Below are 7,175 nucleotides of genomic sequence, written 5' to 3'. Positions count from 1 at the left end.
TTGCGCTGGCCGATGGTGGCGAGCCGCCAAAAGTCGCGGCTTTCCAGATGGCCCCGGCCGAGGCCTGGGAGAATGGTGAACTCGTGTTCGAGAACGAGACGCTTGCAGCCGCAGCGGAGCGCATGAACCGCTATTCGCGCCGCCGTATCGAACTGGCCGATGGTGAGACCGGGGCGCTGGTGGTGAACGGGGTGTTCCGGGCAGGCGATGCCGGTGCCTTCATCGATGGACTTTCTGCGCTCTATCCGCTGCGGGTGCAGGTCATGGAGGAAGGCTGGCGGATCGAGAAGCGTTGAGGCGCCAACGCGCCGACGCGCCTTTTTGAATTTTCTCGAATTTCTGTCTGTCCCTTTACGGATCTGACGCGTCTTACCGTTCGGCAACAATCGTTCAGACAGGGGTCGTCAAACATGGGGAAGTTTCATTCTGCATCCCGCTGGGGTGCGGGAAGTGTCGTGATTGCGCCGCTGATGGTTCAGGTCGCACCGGCATTCGCGCAGGAACAGCGCATCGCTTTTGACATTCCTGCGCAGAGCCTGGCAGGCGCGCTGCGCAGTGTCGCGTCGGCAGCGCACCAGCAGGTGATTTTCGACGGCGGGGCGGTGAAGGGGCGCAAGTCCGCCGGGCTCAAGGGCAGCTATACCGCGCAAGCCGCGCTGACGCAGTTGCTCCGCGGGACCGGGCTCTCGGTGGAACAGGGCGCTTCGGGCGTGTTCATCGTTCGCCGTCCCGCTGCCGTGCAGACGCCGGCCGCCGAAACGCTGGCGGTTGACGATCACGACGGGACAGCACCGACCGAACTTGTCGTGACGGGATCGCGCATTCGCCGCACCGAGTTCGATTCCCCGATTCCCGTCGTCGCACTCCAGAAGGAGGACATATCCGAGCACGGTTATCGCGATCTTGCCGAGGCGCTTCAGGATATTCCCGGAGTCGATCAGGGGCTCAACCTTTCCGCTGGACAGACCTCGACGCAGACCAATGGCCTCTCGACCGTCAGCCTGCGCGGCCTTGGCCAGAACCGCACACTGACGCTCATCGACGGACACCGCACCGTCTCCAACGTCGGCAATTCGAACGCCGTCAGTCTCAGCACGATCCCGACGTTCCTCGTTGACCGGATCGACGTGAGCACCGGCGGTGCCTCGGCGGTCTACGGATCGGACGCGATTGCCGGCGTCGTCAACATTATCACCGATGAGGGCGTGAAGGGCATCAAGGCGAGGGTGGCTGGCACCGCGACCAACGACGGCGGCGGTGACGGAACCGAATACTCGCTGGCGGCCGGGGGAAAGTTCCTCGACAACCGGCTCTACCTGATGGCCACGGCGACCTACGAGAAGCAGAACATCCTGCGCGCGAAAGATCGCCATTGGGCGCTGCAATCGGTTGCCTACGATGCGGACACCAATACGGTATCCTCTCCTTCGCTCAGTTCCTACACGCCGGGAGGGCGGTTCCTCAACAGTCGGGGCGCCTACTACTATGACGAGAACGGCCTTCAGTCCGGCTTCGTGACGGCAGAGAACGGCTACGATTCCCGCGTCAACGGCACGCTGATCGTCCCGCGCGAGAGCGTGAGCGCGGCCGGCAAGATGGGGTACGAGTTCAGTGACAGGCTGAAATTCAAGGCGACCGTGCTCTACTCGCGGATCACCACCCATTCGGTGCGTGAGCCCTATTACATCTCGAACTCGTCCACTTACGGAACCGAGGACGAGTACACGCTGGGACGAATCTCGCGCAGCAATCCCCTGGTGCCTGCGGAGATTGCGGCCGCGTCCACCAGTACCGGCATCGATTTCCGTCGTCGCCTGACCGAAGTCGGCCAGATGGCGATCGACAACAAGCGCGAGACCTGGCGTGGATGGGCCGGGTTCGAAGGTACTGTCTTCGGCAATTGGAACTGGGACGTGACGTACGGTTTCGGCCGGTTCGAGCAGAACCAGGTGCGCACCAACGGCGTCAATTACCAGCACGTGCAGTACGCGCTCAATGCCACGAAGCTGGCCGATGGCTCGATCGTCTGCGCCGATGAAGCGGCGCGCGCCGATGGCTGCGTTCCGCTCGACCTGTTCGGCATCGGCTCGATCAGCGATGCGGCTGCCGACTACATTCGCGGGAATGTCTGGTACCAGGCGATCAACAGCCAGCATACGCTGAGCGGCAACCTCACCGGTACACTGCTGGATCTTCCTGCCGGACCGTTGCAGATCGCCACCGGCTTCGAACTGCGCCGCGATCATACCGAAACCCACACCGACGAACTGACCGCCAACGGCTACAGCAACTTTGCCTACATACCCGAATATGCGGGCACGGTGAAGGTCGGCGAAGCCTATGCGGAAGCCAATGTGCCTGTGCTGCGAGATGTGCCGCTGATCTATCGCCTCAGCCTTGATGGTGCGCTGCGCGTGGCGCACTACAACCTTTCGGGCGTCGGCACGACGATGAGCTATCGCATGGGGGCCCAGTGGGAGCCGGTTCGCGGCATGAACCTGCGCACCACGTTCAGCCGGGCCCAGCGCGCGCCGGATACGACGGAGCTCTACTCGCCGCCGCGTGACGACTACGATACCGTCGTCGATGTCTGTAGCGGGGTTACGGCGGCAACCACCGGCACGATCGCGGAGAATTGCCGTTCCAACGCGGGCATCGCGGCTGCCATCGCGGCGGACGGCGTGTTCAAGCAGGACAGCACCAGCGTCAACGCTCCCAACGCGGGCAATGCCGATCTGAAGGAAGAGACCGCCTATACCTTCACGGCGGGTGTTGTCGTCAATCCCGCGTTCCTGCCGGGCTTCCAGGCGAGCGTCGACTACTACGACATTCGCGTGAAGGACGCGATTTCCGCGCTGTCGAACACCAACCAGATGCTGGAGTGCTATTCGGATACCTCCGGCACCGACAACCGCTTCTGCGAAGCGATCACCCGCGATGGCGACGGGCAGATCACGCGTTTGGTCAACCAGCAGGAAAACCTCGACGAACTGCGCGCGCGCGGCATCGACGTGGCGGTGGCCTTCCAGTTCCGCCCGGAAGTGATCCCCGGAAGCATACAGTTCTCCCTGAACTACAACCATCGTCTGGAACTGGGCACCAAGTACCAGGGCATCGCCAGCCAATCCTCGGATGACTGGCTGGGTGAAGTCGGCACGTCAAAGGATTCGGCAAAGGCCAGCATCGGCTGGAGTTCCAAGCGCTTCATGCTGAAGTGGACCACGGTCTACATCGGCAAGGCAGTGGACAGCAACGAGGCCGCCGAGAGCTTTGCGCAAGCCGGGATCACTGATCCGCTCTACCTCAACGTCCCGGCTTACTGGCGCCATGACCTGAGCTTCCGCATCACTCCGCCGCTGCGCAATCCGAACCTGAGGATCTTCGGTTCGATCCGCAACCTGTTCAACAAGTACGGACCGTTCCTTCCCGACGGCACCGAGAGCGGCAACACCTACAACTACAACTCGGTCTATGGCGTGACCGGCCGTTCGTTCACGCTCGGAGCGCAGTTCGCGTTCTGATTTTCCCGCCGACAATCCATCTCCCGCCCGGCGGCTCCGCAAGAGCCGCCGGGCAAGTTTCTGCGAGACGTTCATGGTCGCCTTTTCCCGCGTGTTCCGTTCCACCTTGCTGGCTGCCGTCCTGTCGTCGGCCCTGGCCCCGTCCATGGCCCAGGCGGGTGAACCTGCAACCACGCCGGAAACGATGGGCGCGGTGGATCTGCTGAGCATCGCGCGCGCGGGAAGCTCATTGCCGGCGAATGACGGATCCTCGATCCTTTACCGGGTGACGCAGGCGGACTGGGAAAAGAACCATACGGTCAGCGAACTCTGGCGCGTCGATACCGCCTCGGGCAAGGCGCGGCGAATGCTGGGCGAGGGCGGCAGCGGTGCGGCCTGGTCGCCCGACGGGAAGACAATCGCGTTTGTCGACCGGCGCGCGGGGGACAAGGTCAGCCAGATCTATCTTCTGCCGGTCGATGGCGGCGAGGCGCGCAGGCTGACCACGCTCGGAACGGCGCCCGCCGATCTGGTCTGGTCGGGGGACGGCAAGTCGATCTGGTTCCTCGCCAGCCTGCCTGACGACAAGGATCTCGCCAAGCGCAAGAAGATGCGCGACGACATGTTCGCCTTCGAGGCCCCCGGCATGCGCCGGGCCTTGTGGAAGGTCGATATGGCCACCGGCAAGGCGGAAAAGGTCATTACCGGTGACTTCGAGGTGCGCGGTTTCGACCTTTCCGCCGATGGCCGCGTAGTGCTCTATCGCCGGGCGACCTCGCGGCTGCTGGACGACCAGTCCGCTTCGGAACTGTGGGTGCATGGCGAAGGCGCCGAAGACCGGCGCCTGACCGACAACGACTATCAGGAAATGAGCAGCCGCCTATCGCCGGACGGTCGCACCGCCTTGTTCCTCGCCAATGCGCGGGATGGGCATTACGGTACTTTCAACGCCAACCTCTTCGTGATCGACATTGCCAGCGGCAAGATTCGCGAACTCGCCGATGGCCCGCCCTGGGCGGTCGAGGAAGCGCTGTGGTCGGCGGATGGCCGCACGATCTATTTCACCGCGCAGGAAGGCGTGCGCACCGGTCTCTATGCCGTGCCTGCCGGCGGCGGCCGCTGGCGTAAGCTGGCAGGGGGGGACAGCGTGATTTCTGCCATCGCCTTGTCGCGCGACGGGCGCATGCTGACCTACACCGAACGCAGCGCACTCCAGCCCGAGGAGGTGGTGCGCCTCGATCCGCGCCATCCGCGCCCGGTCCGCGTTACACACCTCAACGACGGCATTGCCGGGCGTTTCCGCCTGCCGCGTCAGGAAGCGATCCGCTGGACCGCAGCTGACGGACAGGCATTGGAGGGCCTTGTCACCTATCCGCTCGATTATGTGGCAGGCCGGGCATACCCTCTGATCGTCCAGAGCCACGGTGGGCCGCGTTCGGCGGACCAGTTCAACGTCTTTGCCTACGGCCGTTTCCAGCCGCTGCTGGCGGCGCGCGGAGTTATGGTGCTGAGCGTCAATTATCGCGGCGGCACCGGCTATGGAGATGCTTTCCTGCAAGGCATGAACGCGGGCTATTTCCGCCATGCCGACAAGGATGTGCTGTCCGGCGTCGATGAACTCGTGCGGCGAGGCATGGCCGATCCCGAGCGCCTGGGCATGATGGGCTGGAGCGCGGGCGGCCACATGACCGCACGGCTCGAAACCGTGACCGACCGCTTCAAGGCGGCAGTGGTCGGTGCCGGTGCGGTCGACTGGCCTTCGATGTACCTTGGGTCGGACACGCGCTGGCAGCGCAAGGAATGGTTCGTGACGCCGCCTTACGGGACCACGGCGCGCCGCGATCTCTATCAGGACTATTCGCCGCTTGCCTCGGTGGACAAGGTGAAGACGCCGACGCTGATCCTTGCCGGTGCCGAGGACGAGCGTGTGCCTTCGGCCCAGGCGGTGATGTATTACCGGGCGCTATCGGCGCTCGGCGTAGAGAGCGAACTCTATCTCGCGCCCCGGGAGCCGCACAATTTCCGCGAACTGCGTCACCGCCTGTTCCAGATCAACGTGCAGATGGACTGGTTCTCCCGCCATGTCCTGGATGCCGCTTACGAGGCGGAAAAGGCTCCTTCCGCCTCGGGGAGAACGAACGACCCGCTGGAGGAATCCGGTTCAGTCGTATCCGATTGAGACTGGGCACGCGGGTATCGAGGGGCGTGACATGAGGTTCCTCCGGTCAAGGCGGGCTTCCTGAGGATCAGCCGGGGCCGCGCTGGGGCCCGATGCGGACGCTGGCAGCCGTGGCCGCCGGGCGCGCTGTCATCGCCGCGTCAAATAGTTCTGCCCTTCGGGTTTCACCATCGGGCACGCTATTACCGGAGTCGTATCATGTCGCCATCCATCCGCACTTTGTCCCTCATGCTGTTGCTGGCGGGTTCCTTATTGCAGGTGGGAACGGTGCAAGCCGGTGCTTCCGCCTCGAAGCCCCGCTCCTGCCGCCTGGATGCGCCCGATGCCGCCTCGGCGGGCGAAGGCTGCGCCAGGGCGTGGATGGACCGCAATCTCAAGATGAACGACGTGACCACGGTAGGCACGCACAACAGCTACAAGCAGGCGATCCCGCCAGCGGACTATGCGCTCTTCGCCAAGGCCGCACCAAAGATCGCGCAGGAACTGGACTATGCGCACAAGTCCCTGACGGCGGAACTGGACGCGGGCGCGCGCCAGTTGGAGATCGATGTCGTCTACGATCCGCAAGGCGGTCGCTATGCCCATCCCGCAATCGCGCGCCAGACCGGCACGGCGCTGCCCGCGGATTGGACCAGGCTGATGGAACAGCCCGGCTTCAAGGTGCTGCATGTGCCCGATCTCGACTTCCGATCGAGCTGCGTGACGTTCCGCCGCTGCCTTGGCGAGATCAAGGCCTGGTCCCAACGCCATCCCGATCACGCACCGATCATGATCCTCGTCAATGCCAAGGACGGCAATGCCGTCCCCGGCGGGGTGCCGCTGATCCCGTTCGACGAGGCCGCCTTCGATGCCTTCGACGCCGAGATCCGCTCGGTCCTGCCGGCGCACATGCTGGTCACGCCGGACGATGTGCAAGGCCGATATGCCACACTGCGCGAGGCGGTCCTCGCCGGAAACTGGCCGAAACTGGGCGATGCGCGCGGCAAGCTCTACTTCGCGCTCGACGAGAACGAGGCAAAGGTCGCGGCCTATCGGGGCACGCGCCAGGCGCTCGAGGGCCGTGTCGCCTTCGTCAATACCGACGAGAGCTCGCCCGCCGCAGCCTATCTGACGCTCAACAACCCGGTCACGCAGGGCGTGCGTATCGCTGCCGACGTCAAGGCGGGCTTCATCGTGCGCACGCGCGCTGACGACAATACCTGGCAGGCCCGTTCGAATGACGTCGCCCATCGCGCCGCGGCGCTGGCGAGTGGTGCTCAGGCGGTCTCGACCGATTACCTATGGGCGGATCCGCGCTTCCCCGGCGGCTTTGCGGTGCGGTTGCCCGGTCATGTGGCGGCGCAATGCAACGTGATCAGAATGGCGAACCGCTGCGCCGGCCTGCCGGTGGAGGAAGCCGGCGCCCGTGATCTTGCCGCAGCCCAAGCCGCACCGATGCTGTGGCCTGCGCCCCGCGTGGCCGAAAGGCAGCCGTGACTGGTTTCTCGGCGATCGTG

General features: G+C 64.4%; 4 protein-coding genes (1 of these 4 running past the window's edge). All 4 read left to right on the top strand.

The window, feature by feature from the left end:
• A protein-coding gene (locus CA833_RS23680; protein WP_207080423.1) for a FecR domain-containing protein crosses the window boundary here: on the top strand, window positions 1–296 show its end. The gene continues 745 nt to the left of window position 1, outside the view; only the last 296 of its 1,041 coding nucleotides appear in the window; the start codon falls outside the window, past its left edge; it ends in the stop codon at window positions 294–296.
• A gap of 174 nt (window positions 297–470) precedes the next feature.
• Entirely contained in the window at window positions 471–3,521 is a 3,051-nt protein-coding gene (locus CA833_RS23675) for a TonB-dependent receptor (protein WP_207080422.1), read from the top strand.
• Window positions 3,522–3,594: 73 nt separating this feature from the next.
• Window positions 3,595–5,679 (top strand): S9 family peptidase, encoded by a 2,085-nt coding sequence (locus tag CA833_RS23670; RefSeq protein ID WP_207080421.1) that lies wholly within the window; start codon window positions 3,595–3,597, stop codon window positions 5,677–5,679.
• 198 nt (window positions 5,680–5,877) lie between these two features.
• The gene (locus tag CA833_RS23665; RefSeq protein WP_207080420.1) at window positions 5,878–7,155 is read left to right on the top strand and encodes a phosphatidylinositol-specific phospholipase C1-like protein; all 1,278 of its coding nucleotides are present in this window, start codon (window positions 5,878–5,880) and stop codon (window positions 7,153–7,155) included.
• Window positions 7,156–7,175: the final 20 nt, after the last annotated feature.

The sequence above is a fragment of the Novosphingobium sp. KA1 genome (assembly GCF_017309955.1).
GTDB lineage: Bacteria > Pseudomonadota > Alphaproteobacteria > Sphingomonadales > Sphingomonadaceae > Novosphingobium.
The sequence above is the reverse complement of the archived record's forward strand: the minus strand, read 5'-3'. Positions and strand labels throughout refer to the sequence as shown.

Excerpts from the sequence above, each read along its gene's own strand:
- CA833_RS23665 (WP_207080420.1), top strand. The coding sequence starts at position 5,878 with ATGTCGCCATCCATCCGCACTTTGTCCCTCATGCTGTTGCTGGCGGGT.
- CA833_RS23675 (WP_207080422.1), top strand. The coding sequence starts at position 471 with ATGGTTCAGGTCGCACCGGCATTCGCGCAGGAACAGCGCATCGCTTTT.
- CA833_RS23670 (WP_207080421.1), top strand. The coding sequence starts at position 3,595 with ATGGTCGCCTTTTCCCGCGTGTTCCGTTCCACCTTGCTGGCTGCCGTC.